Here is a 19,274-nt window from a genome sequence, read left to right on the forward strand (position 1 = left end):
GCTCGACAAAACAGGAATGAACATGGTACTTACAAAAAGAGACGCAACAACGAATTACCCTATCTACCTATCTGCTTTAATCAGAAATTATCTGATGCGATACAAGCTTTCGATCGAAGTATTTGCAGCCAGCAGTCAGCTTGATAAAAAATTCTTGCAGGACATCGTAAATCAAAAAGTCCATGATTTAACTCGTGATCAGATGATCGATTTATCAGAAGATCTGGGGATTCCAGTGCAGGCAGTTGTCTATCCTTGCGAAATCCTTAAAAAAGATATTGAATCCGCGGTTGATGCTATTTACGATGCATTGCCTGAAAATAATCATGCCAAATATGATAAGCTGGATCCGGTCTCTCATCTTGAACGTATGTCGAATGCAACAGAAAAAGCCTTAATGTTGAAAGGTTACAAAAATATTGAAGATTGTATTCGAGCGAATCCTGCATTACCTAAAATGGTGCTTCACAGCATTGTAAAGCGCAAAATGAGCAGTATGCGTGCCGATACATTAGCGAGTATTTCGCACGCACTGGATATTGACCCATTGTTATTAGCAGGAATTAAAGTTAATACGAACAACAATGCACTTGATAATAGCAACGACGATAATATTAAACACATCCCATTATATGCATCAGTTGATGAATTAAGACAAAGTAAAAATGTTAATGGGTATATTGGTGTCCAAGGCATTCAAAAAGCATTTCATGAGGATGAACTAAAGGCGATTATCAGTCAGAACACTCAGCATAATGTCACTATCAGCGTTATTACTACCCCAAGGTTTGACCCATATACTAACACAAAACATTTGTATGAGCTGTCAGATGGCTATATCATAGAAGTCAGTTTATATAAAAGCTCCGTAACCACATCTAGAATTGAGATACTTGATCGTGTAGAGAGTATCACGGATGAACACAAAGCTAGAATTATTGGACGCTTAGTAACATCAATTACTCAGTACAAAGCGACAGATAAGAAGTAAGGAATTGAATCATGAATAAAGCACAATCAGTTTTTGAAAGAACCTATCAGGAACAACAGGTGCAAAGTATCAATGAACAGAATCAAGAGGATGATAAAAATCGTATTAAGGATCTATTGAACATATGCAATACAAATCTAAATCACTTTAAGCAAATGGTCACACATGATGAATTGCAAACCTACAAAAAAGCTCAGGCTTACGATTTATGGATGAAAGACCAGACCAGACGTGGAATCAAGGTGTTTGTTTGCTTGACAATTGCAATTATTGCTCTTTTCTTGTTTGGTGGCTCTAATGTGTCATCTTTATCAATTTTCGCATTAACTACATCAGCAATGCTTTCTCTATTTTGGTTATGGTATTCATTAATGCTTATTTTTTGGATAAACACGCTAATCCAGGATGTTATAAGTGGACAAAAGAAATTACGTAAGGATAAAGTGTTTCTATATCAAAAATACTATAGTTAAAATACAGCTACAGGGTTATTTTTTATTCAGCTCTTTTTGCAACTGCATTACAGTCTTCTTATCTAAACCAGTACCTTCAATTACTTTATTTACAGGGATACCCATTCTTAGGAAATTAGCAGCAGTCTCTTGCGCTTTCAAGAATGCCCCTTTTTCTATTAATTGTTGCGCAGCAGTCATAACGAAGTTTTCCTCTTCATTTAGGGTTTCTTTATACTCTTTAATCATGGTGTCTGCTGATGTCTCCCACGATCTTAAGGCATACATCCACCATTCATGTCTCAACTCAATTTTAGTGCATTTTTGCAATCCATGCATTAAGTTTTTGATGACATTATCATCAACATGCTCATCAAAAGTATGCTTCAAAGCAATTTCAAGTCCAGAGATTTCACCATGTTCAAGCAAGTTCTCATCAGTAGACTGACGGTAATCAATCAATATAGGTTTTAAAAAATATTTCTGCGCTAATTTTCGATGCTCAAAATTCTTAATAATATCGGTTGCATAAGGATATGGTGACGGCTTGCCGTGATAAACAAGAAAACTGACTACTAAGGGATATTTATCAGGCTTTTCAGTTTCAATAAAATCTTTTAATGCAGAAATATCATATAATGCATTACGCAATGGATAATGTTTATCTGGTGTACTTTGGTGCTCACTATGCGCAATTAATAAAACTTCTGCTTCATCATGGGTTTCGCAACTATAAACAATATCGCCAATTTCTTCTTTAAGTTGCTCAAATAACTTAGCATCTTTATCAGGATCAATATTGTATTGCAGTATAATAAGGTTGCGAATAAATGCGCCGCTCATTTGCCTCAGTTTTAAGGTTTTAAAATTGAGCGTCTCCTTTATGTCTTCTGGCAAATAAATTTCACATGCTGCTTTAAACATATTAGGATTTGAGAAAGCCTTACGAAACTGTAAATCGTGTGCACCCATATTTTTATTCGCCTTCAGCCATATTTGTTCCACAGACTATATCAGTTTTATCCATGTTATCAATTCTTGTCACCATATCTTTCTCTGTATGCCTGTTCATGTGTAATACGATTGTCAGGGTTTGCTTTGTTATTTTTAATCACATCAGCACTAGCTTTTGCCACTCTTGAAAGCTCTGCTATCGCTTTTGTAGCATGTGGATTGCTTAAAACACCACCACCTGCTGATCCACCACCCATGCTGGGATTAGTAAAGTCAGCTGCTGAACCAAATGCTGATACATCACCATAGCCTGAACCCATCCATTGCAGAATCTTATCAGGCATAATGAAGCTTACATTATAACAAATCATAGCAAACTTGATTAAACCATAAATATAGACGCTTATGTAAAAAAACTGGGTATAAAAACTTCCACCAACTACAGTACCAGTCCCCCAGAAAAATAAGGTATTCCAAATCGTCAATGCTATAGGAGAAAGTGCGTAGGCGCTTGCTAACCCCACTACAAATAAAAATGGTCTTAATAATAATGAACACAGCATCATGATTGTTCTAATGACTCGACCAGAAATAAATTGCTCATCTGGAACAACCCATAATGCCATTCCTAAATTAATCGCAATAAATGCTTCAATCAACATTATAAAGTAACTGATCAGCAACATTCCCCAGATGATAATGGGTGTAAATGGCAATATCACCAGTAGTGTATTGGTTGGAACCATTAACGCAGTGGCCCAGCTATAAAATGTTGTACTCATCCACTCTAGAATGGAAGCCACACCTTCTGTCGCAATTGCTGCACCAAATTTTCCAATAATTGTCTGGCTTGCGCCATGTGCCACACCAGCCCCGACTTTAAACAAGACTGAACCACCATACAAATACATATATGATTTAAATAGAGATGACCCTAAATCAGCCGATACCGTAAATATTGACTGCTGATTTTTGATATCCGTGATGGTTTTATAATCATAATTATCGAGCGAAGTCAGATACTTTTCCGATCCTGTATACTTTACCAAAAGCCAATTCAGCGAATCACCGATAATACCATCAACCCGCTCAAACGAACAACCTGATGCACTACAGGCATTGCTGATCTCTGCACTCGTTTTTGCGTCTTTAGAAATATTTATATTATCAATTATGGCATCATTATTTTTCTTCTGCATATAAAGAAGGTTTGAGGTTAATATTTTATAATTTTCATCGGTAACACAATATTTATTGCTACCAAACCAACTCCACCACCCTATCTGGCAAACAGGTATGATATTAGCTGACATTGTACTACTGTAGGCAATAGCATTACTGACAAAAGATGACTGTATATCTGCTAGCACTTTCCACCATAATACGCCCAACCCCCAGCCTGATTCATCAATAAAATCAACAAAAGAGCTATCATCTAAAACATTTGTCTGAATTTTGCCTGGGATTGCCTGAACTTCCTGAATATAGCGATTAACAGCGTTTAAGTAAATTTCTTGTGCTCTCTTTGCCTGCTCCTGAGCATTTTCATCGCCATTATCAGCAATCTTAATGCCACCCGTATTTTTATCAACACTTAAGCTAGTTAATAACTCAGCTGATGGTGCAATATTGTTTACCAGATTAATAACTGCCTCACGCAGACGTGTGCTTTGTTCATTAACTACCTGTGTTTTAAATGAAGTGCCATTCGCTAATGCAGGAAAATTAATTGAACCACATATGCCATTTTCACCAAAATAAAGATTCTGCATCAGCTCATAAGAGTTATTGGTAACTTTCAGTGATTTGTATTCGCCTAATGCTCGGTTATATTCACCTAATAATATGAGCGCATTGGTATTAGCCATAACTGGTTTTATTTCACCATTATGATAAATCTCCTTCATATCAAGATTTGCTTTACCATCATGTGCTTGAATCGCCAATGTGCAAACTTCTGCCTGTAATATATCGTTAGATAATCGAGTTGGGTTGATTGCTCCAGCACTTAATACAGGTGGTTTTAGCATTTCAGCAACGGTACTCTTATAAGCTATATTCGCAAACGAATCACCAATTAAAGCTGTTTTAATGACTCCTACACGTTGTGCAACCGATGTGCCGCCCATCCCGATAGGCGCAATAAATATTCCAACTATAAGCGCTTTCCATACCTGCACTGTCATGCTTTTAGCCTGCTGTGTATTATCCTCAGATATTCGCCATATGTTCCAGAATGAGGAAAACAAAACAACACCAAGTAAAAGCAATCCAGCATAACATGACCAATAACCAAGATGCGTTATAATCGTGTACATACTCCCCGCATTATCACTGCTGGTCTGACCATATTGCTTGATAAAATCACCAAATAGCAACTGTATTAATCGATACACAAAACCCCAGTTATGACCAAGGTCACTCCAGTCAAAACCACCCATAGTTAAATCCCTCTTCCCTTACATAATTCAATTAAAAATCGGCTTATGGTGACTTTTTTCCTATATTTACACTGATAGCGCATGTAAAGCGGTATCAGGCAAAAGGGTATGACAATGAATGCGTAATAGCTAAAGTGACCATCCATGATCAAAGATAATAAATACATAATTAACGGTATCATAATAATAAAGATTGCTAAGCAACTGAAATTTAAACTATATTTTTTGGCATCTCTTTCACTCATGTCGGCAAAGCTTCCACCGATTGTATTGTTGGTGTGCTTAGGTGCTTTAATCATCTTCCAGATATCACTGCCAATATCAAATGAATAACTGAAAGGATTGCCAATCATCCGTCGTGATTTTCTTAAAACAGGCAAAATATTCAAACTGAAAATACTAACGACACCCATCAATACTTTCTTTTTAGTCATTCCATCACTGTATTTAGCTGCAACTGTTAACGTAAAGTTATGTTCAACCGCATTATATCTGCCATAAATTACTGTGCGTGGCTTAGCATGAATAACAACAGGGTAATGCTGAGTAATTTCCTGCGGTAAATTCAGTATCTGCCAGTCAGCATTGTGAATCTTAATTAAGATGGGAATTTTATGCTTTAGCTCAATGTGTTCTTCCAACTTAATCGGTTTAATAATAATGCCATCAATAATTTCAACTGGATCATGGTCAACGGTTAGATTAAAGTTCATCGTATCTACATGGTTGTTCATATTAAGTTCCTTATAAATATTTCTTAAATGAGCCAATGAGATAATGCAGCAGAACATAGCATATAAAGCTTGAAGTCAGTGCAACCATCATAGGGTTGATTTTAAACGGCATAACCAGGTATAAAATAACCCCCAAACTAGGCAGCCATACTGTTAACCCTCTGATAATATTATGTTTCGCCTCACTTTCTCTATCCACACAGTAACGGCGATATAACCGCTTATGATTACCTGTAATAAATGCCAGAATTATGGCCATGATGTAAAGCTGATAAAAACTTAAACTCGTTAAAAATTTAATCACCGTAACATAAAAAGCAATCTGAATAAGTGACCTTCCCTTTTGCACAAAGCTGTATGACTGATTCATCAATGAATTGACCTGATCACTCACTGGAATGTCTGATAGCGTATCCTTATTGATATATGAATTTTCCTGAACCCATTTGACACTATTTGCAAAATACTGATTAACCTCTGTAATTGACTGAGTAAGGCTATGATACAACTGATTAATCCAGCCACCTATGAGTGAATTCGGATTAATATAAAAGTGCGCAATATTATAATTGTAAATCTCAATAAGAGTATTGTATGCATGCTGATAGGAAGTTAACATCCAGTAAATAAGATAAAAGCAGATGAGAATAACACACCCAGTTACTGCAAAGCCTACTAACCATATGGTCAATTGAAAAGGTATTAAAATTAATCTCAACAGCTTATTTTGAGTAGCCTCATCGCGCTGAGTCTGATGCGTATTAATAGCCGATGTCATTACCGATATCCTTAAGATCATATCTCATAATTTTTGCGATTGATAACTGTGACGGGAGACTCATAAAAGGTGTTTTCAGCACATCAATTTCAAGTTTGGATTGTGTCCTTGAAAATGTCTGACCATTTGTAGCATATAAAACAAAATGATCAAATGCCACTTTCCACATGACAACATTACCATTACTGGTGTGTATGCTGGAGAGCTTCACGCTTGGATTGCCCAGGCTCTCTACTGCAAAATACCACCCTTGCTGCAATCGCAACAGCAATCCTGAATCACCTATTGCGGATTGCACTTGATCAGAAAAGCCCGTCACTGCAAAGTTAAGATTGAATAATTCATTATGCTTTTGTTGATAGTTCTCGGGTGTCACTGCAAAAATTTGATATATACGATCTGTTGCATATTGGATAATATCATCACGTGTAAAAGGCTGTGGCTCATTTAAAGGATAAATGGAAGCTAATGCACCTTTATCATCGAGTGCGAAGTAATAGGTCCATTGATGAGATAACTGATTGCGACCATTGACCCATAAGAGAATCACAAATCCAAGACAAAGCATCAGAATATAACGTCTTAAATAAAGACGCTTACGAATCTCATTTGACGTATATTCAGTCGCTAGCTGATGAATTGGGACTTTACGTCTACCTTTAAAAAACCATGCTAACATCTTTTACTCCTGCCAATTCGCGTTCACTTGAATATGGAAAATTTGCATTCCATAACTGTTAAGTGTGGTTCCGGTATCGTTAATGACTAACTGAAATTTAACACGCTTAGATGTACTCACACGTCCATTAAAGATATTGATAATTGCTGGTACCTGGACACGCCACACAGAATGTGCTTTATTCAAGCTACGGTCAGTGATGAAAGAAGATATAATTTTTACCGAAATAAATGAGCTATTTTCTTTTAGACCAGGCACAATATTTTCATTGATGTATTTGCTCAACTCATCTTTTGCATCAGAGGTGAAATAGCGTGGTAAATTCTGATCCAACATATAATGATAGTTGGCAAAATCAAAATCCATTGACTCAGGTATTGCCTCAATAACAAACTGCTCGACTGAGGCGTTACTTAATGCACTTGAATCATTACCAACAGGTTTAATAGCAACTTTCCCTTCCCCACTTACCGTAAAAAACGCAATATCAGGTCGTTGACTCGAGATATAAAGGCTAATCAACACAAGTGCTGTCACCGCTACTACAAATACATAGCTCAAGAGATTAAAAAACTGAAAATAGTTTTTATCTGCCCACACTTCAAGACTATTAACTGGGCTTTGATCGAGCGGTCTTTTTTTCTCTATTTTAGCTGTCTTAGACGTTTTCCCCGCCAATTTCTTTTTGAATTTATCAAGCATGGCCTAACCCCCATTCATTCTTTTTGTATTGTTAAGTTTACTGAGGTGTCAAAAAGCTTGAGCTAAAAGTGCCTGGCTTGATCAGAATAACCTTGTTTGCCATCACTTCCGCTTTAAACGGCATTGATGCTGATTTTAATGAATCCAATAATGTACTTAACGCACCGCCATGACCCAAGAAACTTCCATAAATGACTGAGTCCGTCTGAACCTGATAATCATCATCAGACTGAAAAAAAACCGTATATCCATTCAGGTTGCCCCAACGCTTAATTGTTTGACTAACCGTATCCCCTTTGATGATATAATAGACCTGTGGCTCTTTCGATGAAAGTGCCTTCGCCTGCTTTTTATCTGCGGCAAAAGCAATGATACCATCTTGTTTATTGACATACATGGCAGGTGATAATTTTACATTTGAATTGTTACCACCGTCATGCTTTTCAAGGTTTTGCTGTCTTTGCATGAGCGTTGATGTACGCATTGTCAAATGCTCAGTAGCATAGACATTTGTGAAACCAAACGCACCTACTAAGCTTATAGTAAGAAGATATTTGACACTGTTTCCTTTGTTGATTGTTTTTATTGTTTTTATTGTTTTTATTGTTTTTACTCTTTTCCATTTTCCCATCGTTTTTACATTAAGCATCATTCTTCTCCCATCCAAGTGCATCTGATATCAACTGATAAAGTGGATTATCTGCTAAGTTATTTGTTGTCAGTGATCCTGCATAAATCACATTTGTTTTTAATGAGGCATCGGGTAATACATCAGCGTTAATAGATAGCTTATCTTTCTTTGCCCATTGATATATAGTTGCCTTCAGCTGACTGCCTTTAATTGCATAATAGACATGCTCTTGAGCAAGTGTTTTTGCAATTGATTCAGTGGAAGCAATCGATAATTTATGTGTCTTATCATTTTGATAAAAAGAAAGATGCTTTTCTTTTAGATAGTCTTTAAACTGTTGACTTAATAGATGTTTTTTATACATATTGTCAATTTCTATTTCTAGCTCATCACTGATAAATGGCGAAACAACTAGCGTTAATGCCTGCGTCTTAGTCGTCGTATTTATATGCTCTGCTTTTATATCTGGCACAGGATATGGACTATCTGCATATGCTTTTTCAAGCGCCTTTTTCTGAGCTGCCAACTCAGCCTGTGTTTGACTCAATAAATCAGCTTTGCTTTGAAGATCTTTCCAACCATTTAAATACGACTGATATGTGATCGTCTGTTGCGGTTTAACTGTTACAGTCTGTTTGTCAGGATTGACATCAAAGCTCAAATGATAAATTTTTGATACCTCCTGAAGAATAGATACCGCGTCATTTTTTGTCGCAGGTATACTGATAGGAATATCATCAACCTGATTTAAGCTGATCGTATAACCAGGATATATTGAAAGCAGCAATGCCTTCAGTGGAATATTATTCAGCTGCGCATGGATTTTAGAGCCATTTGATGTTGGCACTTCCGGTATTGATGACAATATCGACATATCAGCGTAAGCACTTACAGCACTCGCAAGAAGTAACGGTGCCATCAGTTGTTTTATATTCATGATAATCCTCTAGATTTTTTCTACATTTTCTCTACATTAAAATTGTTTTAGCGCATTCCAAGCTTATCAACTACCGACGTACTGGTAGTAAAACCAGAAGTAGTTCGACCATTGGATCCAATAATATATGGAGTACCTGTAACATTAGCCTCTTTAGCCCATTCGTAATATGAGCTTACATCAACTGTACAATTACTTTTTTCTTTTATGTCATCAGGTAGTAATCCCTTGCTATACAATGCGTTTAATGCCTGAAGTGGTTGGGTTGCGCATATTGCCTTTTGCATATTCTGCGCCACAATGGTATTGAGCCCCTTTCTAGGTAACGGAAGATATATGACTGAATAGCCATTATCTAAAAACTCATTGATGTGTTCATGCAAGGTACGACAATGCGGACAGGTATAGTCAGTAAATACATACAAAGTTCCTTTAAGAGGCTGCCCATCTGCTTTTTTTAATCTGGTCTGATAGGTTAGATTATGTTTAGCCCATACAATCGCATCGTTAAGTTTTTTCTGTTTCTGTTTTTCCTTATCATTGCTCTGATCATTCATTACATGGTTATTTTTAGTACTATTATTTCCATTTTCTTGCTGACCTAGAACTAACCCATTAATTTCACCTCTATGTGCCAGTAATTCATCTAGAGAAACATACATCCCAATAATAATTTCATTAATGTTCTGCAAGTTTTTATTGGTAATACCCGTTGCTTTATCAATCAAAAAATAGTTATAAGCGCCTTTATCATTATGATCAATGATTTTAAGATGTGTGTTATCCTCAATCAGTTTGATAAAGTTTTCTGGTTTAGCTAAATCTAAATTATTTGTATTGAATAATAGATAGTGTTTTGCTTTTAAAAGCACCTCTCCTGTAGTGCTGATATCAATAATACCTGAATTTGTATTTAACTGATAAAATCCATTTATATTTAAAGGCTTAATATCACTAATTGTCAGATAAGTAAAAACCTGTTTTAACTTACCAATTATCGGTATGATGCGGTTTATATCAGAAGGTTTTTTAGGTAAAGCGCTGTGATTATCTGGGATCACAATTACCTGTTGCCGATCATTTATTGCATCCTTATAACCATTAACGGCATCTAAAGCAGGCGAAGCTGCATAAGCATAATGCATTACCCCAGCGCTCAGCATCCAGCAAGTAGCCAATACTTTTTTAAAAACTCCACGACGATTCATCATCTGCTATTCTCCTTTTACTTTAATCTCTGATGTTTCTGTAAATAAAATGCCTATGCCATGTCCACGATTAACGGTGACGGTTGTTGGTCGATCCCACAGGCTGGTAAAAACAGGTTGCAACTGTCCTGCAATACTTGTCGCTGCACCTCCTGCGGCACTGAATGCAATTTGTTTGGCATCAGGCGGTGTATAAATTTGCGTTTGGCTACCGCTGCTTCCAACAATAACTGTAGGTGTGTTTTTCCCCTGGTAAGGTTGAGCAGCACCTTGGATTGCACCAAAGGTAGCTCCAGCAATTAAGCCACTGAATCTTTGCAGATAGTGATGATCTATGTCGTCATATAAGTTAGGTAAATAGTCTGCATTCACCGCTATTGCGTGAATAGTGAATGTAATCCCCTTCCAAATCATTTTGTTAAATTCAATACTGATGCCATCAATCCATTTATCTCTGACGGTAAACTTCCCAAAAACTTTAGCACCTCTGTACTTACCCATCTGAATTTCAGCAATCACAGGAGTCTCAAAGTCACTGTTAATCTGGTTGATGATGACACCATATAATGTGGTGCCAGCATCAATCTGACCCAAAATAGACTGCGTCATTGATGTTACTGCCTGAGTTAAAAGACGCCCAGTATACTCAGGCGGTGTAACCGTCTTATACCCTGATGCATTTGCGGTATGAGTACTTAATTCCAATTTATCTAGACCGTATGCTTTAATAGCTTTTTCAAACGCATCACTTATCTGTATATCATTGCTTTGAGTTTTAGTCTTTGATGCAACTGAATCTGTGTTGTCCTCTTTTTTCTGGCGTGCTTTTAAAGCAGACTGGTAGTCATAATCCTGTTTAGGCTTAGTCAAGGGCTGTGATTGTTTGATCGGATTGATTGAACCAACTGTGCTGATAAAACTCGTGTTATCATCTCTTGCCTGTTTCTCTTTTGCTTCTTCATAGGCTTCATGCTTCTGACGAATTAAAGAAGAGTTAACTAAATCACTACGATTTGACCCGCTGTCAAAACTGGTATTAATGCTCACCCCTACTGACGATGAAGATTCACTGGCTGACAGGAACAATTTATAACCCGCCAAAGATACAATAACCACTCCAACAGCAATAGAGATTAACAATTTTGTGTTACGTACCTTATGAACCTTTTCTTCTTTCATATTCATTGGGCTTCTCCATCATTTTCTCCATCGATTGACATAGGTTCAGTAATACTTGCAGGAATAAGTCGCCCATGATCAACAAAACTAAGGACGTGATTACCTGATGCAATTTGAAAAACTGTATAGCCACTCGATGTGCTGGCGCGTGAAATATATGCTGGTGACTGAAGCTCTGCTTTAGTTCGAACATAGAAATAACCACTGTATTGCCATACACTTGCATTTGAAATAGAAATATCCATAGGTCTAGCACCTTTAGGTGCCGTCCCATTTAAAAACTGCATCATTGCATTACTTGGTCTTGTGAAATCAACCCCTGTGTATTTAACTTCCTGCAATGAGCTTTGGGTTAACCCATCTATACTAATATTGACCTGATAGTCATATTGCTCATCAGATGAATCTAAAAATAAATGCACAGGCATTTGTTTATCAGCAAGATATATAATTAAATCTCCCTGTGCATAGTCCGTTGTGCCATCGATGGTTAATGAGTTACGCATAGAAGCTGGTAATAGGTCAGTCTTCTTATCACTTTGCTGATCAGATTTCTTTTGTGTTTTATCCGGTGTATACGCATAGTCTTTTCTGTCACTACTCTGCACAATGGTTGCCGCATTACCACCTCCTCTTTGAAAGACTTTAAAAGCATTTTCATCCGATATGTTATAGTCTTGAATGGGATACGGATTGCCGGCATTATCTACAAACTGAATATTAGTTAATCGGTTTTTAGCAATATAAATTGTCGGCGGCTGATCATCATGATATAGGAATGTCCGCCTGTTTTTCTTAAGTTTCACAATCATATTCTTTGCTGCTTCAATACTTCGGTTATATTCCTTTAACGCTTTAATCTGCGATGGTTTAAGCGTTTTTCCTGATTGATAAAGTGCGATTAAATCTTTATATTTCTGCTGATCCTGATCATTTAGAATCGCCTGATATCGCGCCTGTGGACTTAGCTCTTTGTTTGTCTGCTCAACCTCAGTACCTCGTGCAACACCAGACGTCATGGCAACAAGTACAACCAATACCACTAATAGGCTTTTCAACTTACTGAAGATCATCTCTATCTACGACACCATGGCTAATTGATTTAATTCTTCCATTAGCATGGCTTTAATATCCTTGCTAAAAAGCTCAAATTGCTTTGAATTAAGTACTTGCTTTAATGAACCAACATAGTGATAACCATTTGATCTGACCGCCAACAGTTCTATATCCTGATCAATAAACAACAGGTCTCTGTCGGTATCACAAATACAGGCAGATGACTCAGCAATGAGATGTTCACTATTTGTTGCAAAACTAATATTCATCATTAATAACCGTTTCTTGATGTCGTATTGATGATCATATTGCCCTAGTTTGAAAAGCAACCTACACCACAATTGTGGTGTCAAACGCAAGAAAAATGAAAAAAGTTTTAAAATAGTGTCTGAACACTATCGGGCTATGGGTGAGTAGGTTGGCTATTGAGGTGACTGGATCAGATGCGTTTTACTTTTTTACCTTTTTTACCTTTTTTACAGGAATCTCAATCAAATTGTTCGGAATGGGGCACTTGTTGGTATGATCAACAATAATCACTTTGCGCCTTATGTCTGGGAATTGAATAATATTTTCGCTGGGTAATAATTTTGTTACCATTGAATGATACTTTTGAGGCATACCTATTTTATTTAAGAATGTTTTATATTGAGATCTACCATCTTTTGCCTTAAGTAACTCTATGATCCTTTCAAAAAACTTTGAATGCTTAAATTTAAATAGAAGGTTTTTATTGCAATCAAAAGTCATTAAATTAAGAAAATACCCTGCAAAAATAACTGAATCATCTAAATCATGTTTGTTTAAACTGATACTTGGCTTCTTATGCCCAAGCTTATCCTTATGCAACAGTAAATTTCCCAACTGTGTTGCCAGTACAATGTTAACCTCACGATTCGTACAACATTTACTGAGATTGATAAAAATAACACCATTCTGATAATGCCAGAATGCAAAGCTGTCTATCCTGTCTTCGAGAAAATCAGGAACAGCGAATACTTTGACACCATTGACCTCAAGCAAATTAAGCATATCACCAATAAACTCATACGTGCGTTTAAATGCCAATCGCATATGATAAGCGTATATACTATGCTGTTTTGTAGCACTAATATCTTCATTGCGCATCAAATGATAAATTTCATCCTGTTGCCACACAGGTTCTATCAATGTCACACGCTGATCAATATAGTCATTAAACTTTAATGCCTGACGCATTAACAGATAAACATGAATCACAGTTTCTCTATCAAATGGCATATCGTTCATGATTGATGTACTTATGTTACTTATTCTGCCTATTTTACCTATTCATCTATTTTCCATAACTTTGGTTAAAGCCATATGTGTTGCCTTAAGATATTCTTTCAGATCAACGCCAAGTTCTCTGATAATATCTTGTGTTAACTGGTTGAGTTTTTTATCCGCCTCTTTTTGTTCCAAACGACAATAAGGATAATAAATCTGAGCAAGTATATTCTGGTATTTTGCTTGTTGATCTTTAATCAAACTTTTCATCATCGCTTTACGAATAAATAAAGACACTGGATAAAGCTTGGTTTGAGGGGCGATACTCTCGTCCATCAGATATTTCTTTGCAATAGGTTTTAAATAAGCAATATACTCATCTATATTTTTTTCCTCAGTACCTGTAACGATACTAATACTCACTTCAAAGAGCTTAAAAAGACGCTCAATTAACATTTCCTTGTCACTTAATAACTCAAGAGTACTTATATCAACGACAACAGTCACCTGTCTGATGATATAGGTAATATTGACCAACGCTTCAAAGTAATATTCCACCACCTCACCTGAGTCAATATGTGATGGCTCTAGAAATACCATAATACTCTGTATTTTGGGATCTAGCATGCAAAACTGCTGTGCCGTTTCCTCATTAATATGTATTGTTTCCATTAAAATCTCCTTTTATTGCTTGTTTTTATGTTAGTAGTACAAGGTAAACTCGTTAATTGCTTCACCGTCATTTAAATCGTCAAGCCAGCATGATATATAGGTGTTCCCCATAAACTCAGGCGTGATATAACGTTTATACAGCGCATCAATTTGTCTACTATTTAGCAGACGTAGAAGCTGTTGGTCTGATTTAGGGTTAATATGAACATAGTTTCTTTGACCACCTTCTTTTTCGATCAGCTCTACATAATTTCCCTGTTTTAAAATGGCAAGCTGATTTTTCGTTACACGACCTTTAAGAAAGTGATTAAGTGTGTCAAAGTCGGTAAAAACTCGATAACCTTTTGCTGAAATTTCTGTGTTTTTTTCACTAACTTTATTTAAGGTAAAGCCAATTGCCTGCGCATAATTATTGACGGTACAAAACGCCACATTAACACCAAGTTGCTCGAGCAGTTTCGCCATGCTTTGATCTATCTGTTTCGGCAAATAAAAATAGATTTTATGCTGATAACCTGACTTGGTTTTTTCTATCCCTAGACAGAATTTATTGTTATCAACATTATTGCCAAGGATAGATAAAAGCTCCTCAATCTCGTCTTTATAGGATGAAAGCTCCTCAACCTCATCAATATAAGTTAAAATTGTTTGTGTATTTCTTTGTAGTGTTGAGCTGTCAATATAAGCCACAAAGCGCACTGGACTAATATGTCCATTGGTATATTTTACTGAGCACTCAATATATTGTTTCCAGTTATGATCAATCGACAATCCTGATATCTCATAGCAACGCTGAACACAAGTAATATAATTTTGCAAACAAGCATCAACAGCAACTTCTGACAGCTGTAAATGCCGCTTAACCTTATTGCTAACACAGTGCATGGAAACATGCCTTAATTTTACTAATCACATCGAACCATACATCACAGTAATCTGGCTTGGCATATAAATCACCCTGCTCCAGTACACCCTGATAACCACATCCACCCTGACATTCATTCAGATGAGGACATTTGATACAATCCATATTCAATCTGATCTTACGTTTATGCATTGCCTGATATGCATCTGAGGCATGAATGCTGTCAAAGAAATTATTCGCCTTGTTTAAAATCTTATTGTCATTATTGCAATACAGTCTGTGGTCAAAGATGTTTCCATATTGGTAGGTGCGGTCTTGCGTGTTGGCAAAGGAGGAGCAAGTATAAACGTGCCCATCTTCATCTACTGATAGAACACCTGAAGCACAATTACTCTTAAATGGGCATCCTGCCAAGCCTGTGTCTTTCATGTTATTAATAAAATGACTGATAGGATTAACATTAAATGTTGGATTGTCTTCATAAATACGATCAACCAGTGAAAGTAGAAAACTTTTATACCTTGTTTTGCTAAGCGTTTGAATCCCTTTATTTTTAGCCCGACCCTCTGCATAAACATAGTTGTATTTTATATCGAATCCATAGCCATATCTTGACTCATATGCCCTTGATAAATCATATAATTGACAAGCCTGGTCAATATTATCATCGGTTAGCACAGTAACAACGCCCGTTAGAAATCCATCATCATGAAGTTGTGCAAATCGTTTCATAAAAACTTTATGATAAATGTCACTGTTGCCATGAATGTTACGTGTTGGACCATAATCATAGGATGTGCCAATCACACCACTTAAGACCGTCTCGATAACCTCATGCCATTTCTCAGAATAAAGCAGCAAATTAGTCTGCATTGAAAAAATAACATCATAACCCTTTTGACGGATATATTCGTAACTCTGCAAATAAAACTCAGGCTTCATTAGCATCGGTTCACCACCATGCCATATCCAGTTGATTTTGCGCAAACGATATCTTTCAGATTGGCATATCTGATCAATAACCAACTTAAAGTCGTCCAATGTCCACTTGCGCTTACTACATATCGCCGCACTACAGTAATCACAGGTTGCATTGCAGTTTAGCGTAGGTCTAGCAATAACAGTTAATAAATGGTTTTGCATAAGTTCATGTACTCTTTTACTTTTTGGGGTTCTGATTTAATAAATGCCTGAATATGTTTTAAAAATGGCTTGTAGCCACTGCACACATCATCAATCTGTTTATTACTGGTAATTGGGCAACCACTTCTGCAAAAATGTCTAAACTCGCATTGCATACAATTGTGATGCGGATGATGCAATCGACTTTGTTTTAGCCAGAACTGACGCACCTTTGAGCTCATGAGCTTATCAACTGAAAACTTGGCATAGGAGTAAGCTGGCTCAGAATCAATCTTATCTGGACAGGCATTAATTTTGCCATCTGGATTAAACACTAGAAAGTCCTGCATACAGGTCGTGCCCCACCTACCGGCTGACTTACCTTTTATGACCCCTGTCAGTGCTTCATATATCTGTCTGATTACAATAGACTTGTTATCTTTAACGACATAGTCAAACGCATCAATTAACATATTGCTGTAATCCTGATTCGTTGGCGCATCATCCGTGGGGATATGTGTGCCAAAGGTATTATAGCGCTCAAAGTTAATGCTTTTAAAGCCATGCGCCATAAAGAAATCAATCACAGGGGTTATATTGTCACATTCGTTTTTATTAGGCACCGTAATCGGGTGAACACTCAGGTTATTACTTCTAGCTAAATCAACCTTATCCAACCATAGTTTTTTATATGCCTCATTTGATCCATTAATCGTGCGTCCCGTAAAGTCCATCGATGAACCAATTGAGCGAATATATTTTTTTAAAACAGGGATATGCGTCTGTTTCAATGGAATTAAGGAGCTCTGCACAGCAAAACCATAACTAAGATTACTTTTTGAAAGCTCTGTTTCAAGAAATTCAAAGGATTTCTTTAAATAATGAACACTCAGTGACAAAACCTCACCGCCATGCAAAACAATCAAGATCTGTGATTTATTGACACGCTTAGCATATTCAACCGTTGTCCTGATGGCATCCCTTAATGTCTCCTCTGACATCTTCGTTTTATCATGGCGATCTTCCTGTGGAATGTAACACATTGAACAACCAACGTTACAGTAGTTGGATAGCTTAAAGTAACTGATAATCATAGCCACACCTACACAAATGCCAGTGCCCGCGAGCCAGGTGCGTATCGCGTTGGAGAAAGTCCACGTTTTTTAAGCAGGCGATCCAGTTTACCTTGCGCTAAATCCTCCTTTACTTTCGTTAACAGCGCTTTCCATGTTTCACAATAATAAAATTTACTGCTAATACTGCCATCAAACAACATACTGTCAGATGGGCATCCCCCCTGGCATTCTCTAAAATGCGGGCATTTAACACAATCAAGGTGCACCTGATAGCGCCTTGACTTAATTACACGCAATGCTTGCGCCTCATTAAGGTGCTGAATAAAAGCATCTTGAGGCACCCTCTTGTTATCCACTATCAGATCAAAGACATTACCAAAGGAAAAGTCTTTATTGCGTGTATCTGAAGACACTGCGCAATTATATAAATCCCCATTAGGTTCAACAGATAGAAAACGTCCACCGCATGATCGCGTATATGGGCATTTATACGACTTATGAACACCTAATACACTGTAGAGGAAATCAGCTAAAGGGATAACGTCAAATGCAGGTGCATCATTCACCCATCTATCCCATAACGCCAGTAACGTTTGCGTATATTTATGTTCACTCATCAATACGCCATGGTCTTTGACTCGACCCTGTGGACGCATGTAGTTAATACGAATAGAAGGTGCTTTAATATCATGACTTATTGCCAGGTCATACATTTTCACCGCCTGATCAATATTCCTGTCAGAATAGGTGCCGATAATGCCTGTACTAAAACCATCATCAATAATGATTTTTAGCTTCCACTTAAAGACCTTTTCAAACTTTGCAGCATCCCCAAATATGGTACGCATTCCTCCATACTCAAATGAGGTGCTTACACAGCCATTAAAGACCTTCTCAATCGTATCTTTCCAGCGAGATGATTTATATAAAGTAATATTGGACTGCATTTCAAAACGCACATTAGGATGTGTTAATTTAGCATATTCATAACAACTGGTATAAAACTCAGGTGACATTAACAGCGGCTCGCCACCATGCCATATCCATTGTACCTGCTGATTTAACCCGGGCTTTAACGTATCCCAGATATGCATGAACTTCTCAACTGTCCACTTTTCTTTATCATAGGGAATGGCACTGCAATAACTGCAATCAGCATTACATGCCTTGGTTGGCTTAGCGATGACAACAAAAATATCCATTAGTGACATGCCTTACTTAAAATATTACACGTGCTTAATCGTGGCTTAGCAATGCCGACAATCATTGACTTACAAATCGTTTCGCTTTTGCTATTTTTAATACGATTTAAATACCCTTCATACTTTCCACAGCGCTTACAAATAGTCTTAACATAGTATGAACTGATTACAACCACATTATGATAGGCAAGCCTTACTGACTGATAATAAGTTGACTCAATCCATTTATAAAAAGTTGTTCTAGGATTACGATTAATACTGGCTACTTTCATAATCTTTGACTTATTTGTCTATTTTGCCAGACATAGTCGCACATATCGGAAAATGACCTACACCACAATTGTGGT

At 36.9% G+C, this 19,274-nt stretch carries 21 protein-coding genes; 2 read left to right on the forward strand and 19 right to left on the reverse strand.

Annotated features, from left to right (window positions below; all coding sequences use genetic code 11):
* Window positions 1-22 precede the first annotated feature (22 nt).
* Window positions 23-991 (forward strand): hypothetical protein, encoded by a 969-nt coding sequence (locus DNJ75_RS04890; RefSeq protein WP_117002072.1) that lies wholly within the window; start codon window positions 23-25, stop codon window positions 989-991.
* Window positions 992-1,002: 11 nt separating this feature from the next.
* Window positions 1,003-1,464, forward strand: coding sequence for a hypothetical protein (locus DNJ75_RS04895; protein WP_117002073.1), 462 nt, complete (start codon window positions 1,003-1,005; stop codon window positions 1,462-1,464).
* A 15-nt stretch (window positions 1,465-1,479) separates the two neighbouring features.
* Here DNJ75_RS04895 and DNJ75_RS04900 read toward each other — a convergent pair whose 3' ends face one another.
* From DNJ75_RS04900 to DNJ75_RS04990, 19 genes are all read right to left on the reverse strand, one after another.
* Window positions 1,480-2,415 (reverse strand): Rpn family recombination-promoting nuclease/putative transposase, encoded by a 936-nt coding sequence (locus DNJ75_RS04900; protein ID WP_117002074.1) that lies wholly within the window; start codon window positions 2,413-2,415, stop codon window positions 1,480-1,482.
* Between the two features lie 59 nt (window positions 2,416-2,474).
* Entirely contained in the window at window positions 2,475-4,838 is a 2,364-nt protein-coding gene (locus tag DNJ75_RS04905; protein ID WP_117002075.1) for a DotA/TraY family protein, read from the reverse strand.
* A gap of 2 nt (window positions 4,839-4,840) precedes the next feature.
* Window positions 4,841-5,572 (reverse strand): hypothetical protein, encoded by a 732-nt coding sequence (locus DNJ75_RS04910; RefSeq protein WP_117002076.1) that lies wholly within the window; start codon window positions 5,570-5,572, stop codon window positions 4,841-4,843.
* Window positions 5,573-5,582: 10 nt separating this feature from the next.
* The gene (locus tag DNJ75_RS04915) at window positions 5,583-6,350 is read right to left on the reverse strand and encodes a DUF4400 domain-containing protein (RefSeq protein ID WP_157968207.1); all 768 of its coding nucleotides are present in this window, start codon (window positions 6,348-6,350) and stop codon (window positions 5,583-5,585) included.
* Window positions 6,334-7,029, reverse strand: a complete 696-nt coding sequence (locus DNJ75_RS04920) for a DotI/IcmL/TraM family protein (RefSeq protein ID WP_117002078.1) — start codon at window positions 7,027-7,029, stop codon at window positions 6,334-6,336. The genes DNJ75_RS04915 and DNJ75_RS04920 overlap by 17 nt, the downstream gene beginning before the upstream one ends.
* A 3-nt stretch (window positions 7,030-7,032) precedes the next feature.
* Window positions 7,033-7,731, reverse strand: coding sequence for a DotI/IcmL/TraM family protein (locus tag DNJ75_RS04925; protein ID WP_117002079.1), 699 nt, complete (start codon window positions 7,729-7,731; stop codon window positions 7,033-7,035).
* A 37-nt stretch (window positions 7,732-7,768) separates the two neighbouring features.
* On the reverse strand, window positions 7,769-8,383 hold the full coding sequence (locus DNJ75_RS04930) for a TcpQ domain-containing protein (RefSeq protein ID WP_170137192.1): 615 nt from the start codon (window positions 8,381-8,383) through the stop codon (window positions 7,769-7,771).
* Window positions 8,373-9,299, reverse strand: coding sequence for a hypothetical protein (locus tag DNJ75_RS04935; RefSeq protein ID WP_117002081.1), 927 nt, complete (start codon window positions 9,297-9,299; stop codon window positions 8,373-8,375). The genes DNJ75_RS04930 and DNJ75_RS04935 overlap by 11 nt, the downstream gene beginning before the upstream one ends.
* Before the next feature lie 47 nt (window positions 9,300-9,346).
* Window positions 9,347-10,510: a thioredoxin fold domain-containing protein gene (locus tag DNJ75_RS04940; RefSeq protein WP_117002082.1), complete on the reverse strand. Its 1,164-nt coding sequence runs from the start codon at window positions 10,508-10,510 to the stop codon at window positions 9,347-9,349.
* 3 nt (window positions 10,511-10,513) lie between these two features.
* Entirely contained in the window at window positions 10,514-11,692 is a 1,179-nt protein-coding gene (locus tag DNJ75_RS04945; RefSeq protein ID WP_117002083.1) for a DotG/IcmE/VirB10 family protein, read from the reverse strand.
* Complete coding sequence (locus DNJ75_RS04950) at window positions 11,689-12,759, reverse strand: DotH/IcmK family type IV secretion protein (RefSeq protein WP_117002084.1); 1,071 nt, start codon at window positions 12,757-12,759, stop codon at window positions 11,689-11,691. The genes DNJ75_RS04945 and DNJ75_RS04950 overlap by 4 nt, the downstream gene beginning before the upstream one ends.
* Window positions 12,760-12,765: 6 nt before the next feature.
* Window positions 12,766-13,014 (reverse strand): hypothetical protein, encoded by a 249-nt coding sequence (locus tag DNJ75_RS04955; protein WP_170137193.1) that lies wholly within the window; start codon window positions 13,012-13,014, stop codon window positions 12,766-12,768.
* A 178-nt stretch (window positions 13,015-13,192) separates the two neighbouring features.
* Window positions 13,193-14,011 (reverse strand): hypothetical protein, encoded by an 819-nt coding sequence (locus tag DNJ75_RS04960; protein ID WP_117002086.1) that lies wholly within the window; start codon window positions 14,009-14,011, stop codon window positions 13,193-13,195.
* A gap of 42 nt (window positions 14,012-14,053) precedes the next feature.
* Window positions 14,054-14,662, reverse strand: coding sequence for a hypothetical protein (locus DNJ75_RS04965; protein WP_117002087.1), 609 nt, complete (start codon window positions 14,660-14,662; stop codon window positions 14,054-14,056).
* A gap of 30 nt (window positions 14,663-14,692) precedes the next feature.
* Window positions 14,693-15,547, reverse strand: coding sequence for a hypothetical protein (locus tag DNJ75_RS04970; protein ID WP_117002088.1), 855 nt, complete (start codon window positions 15,545-15,547; stop codon window positions 14,693-14,695).
* Window positions 15,534-16,670 (reverse strand): radical SAM protein, encoded by a 1,137-nt coding sequence (locus tag DNJ75_RS04975; RefSeq protein WP_117002089.1) that lies wholly within the window; start codon window positions 16,668-16,670, stop codon window positions 15,534-15,536. The genes DNJ75_RS04970 and DNJ75_RS04975 overlap by 14 nt, the downstream gene beginning before the upstream one ends.
* Window positions 16,652-17,743 (reverse strand): radical SAM protein, encoded by a 1,092-nt coding sequence (locus DNJ75_RS04980; RefSeq protein WP_117002090.1) that lies wholly within the window; start codon window positions 17,741-17,743, stop codon window positions 16,652-16,654. Before DNJ75_RS04980 ends, DNJ75_RS04975 begins: the two co-directional genes overlap by 19 nt.
* A gap of 8 nt (window positions 17,744-17,751) precedes the next feature.
* A complete protein-coding gene (locus tag DNJ75_RS04985; RefSeq protein ID WP_170137194.1) occupies window positions 17,752-18,927 on the reverse strand; it encodes a radical SAM protein in 1,176 nt (391 codons plus the stop codon).
* Window positions 18,927-19,199 (reverse strand): hypothetical protein, encoded by a 273-nt coding sequence (locus DNJ75_RS04990; RefSeq protein WP_117002092.1) that lies wholly within the window; start codon window positions 19,197-19,199, stop codon window positions 18,927-18,929. Before DNJ75_RS04990 ends, DNJ75_RS04985 begins: the two co-directional genes overlap by 1 nt.
* Window positions 19,200-19,274 lie beyond the last annotated feature (75 nt).

The sequence above is a fragment of the Cysteiniphilum litorale genome, assembly GCF_003428165.1.
GTDB lineage: Bacteria > Pseudomonadota > Gammaproteobacteria > Francisellales > Francisellaceae > Caedibacter > Caedibacter litoralis.